Below are 255 nucleotides of genomic sequence, written 5' to 3'. Positions count from 1 at the left end.
GGATGCGCCAACACCAGCGTGCAGGTGAAGGACGGCAAGGAGTATGTCGCCGGGGCGCCTGTGGTTGCCAAGGGAACCATGGTCGACATTCGCGTGACCGAGAAGGATGGCACTGTCACCAGCCTTGCGAGAGCTGCGGGTGACGTGGTCGGTGACGCCGGTATTGGAGCAGCCGCGACCGCCTATGCTGGAATGTCAGTGGGCCAGGGTCCGCTGGCCCTGGGGGCAGTAGGCATCATCGCCGACCTGATCACC

The 255-nt window shown here is 64.7% G+C and carries 1 protein-coding gene; it reads left to right on the top strand.

The window, feature by feature from the left end:
- The coding region (locus SB847_RS21610) for a hypothetical protein (protein WP_410578737.1) at positions 1-255 on the top strand (255 nt) is incomplete at both ends.

The sequence above is a fragment of the Bacillus sp. SIMBA_026 genome, from assembly GCF_046535335.1.
Lineage (GTDB): Bacteria > Bacillota > Bacilli > Bacillales > Bacillaceae > Bacillus > Bacillus velezensis.
This window is presented reverse-complemented; position numbering and strand designations above follow the sequence as displayed.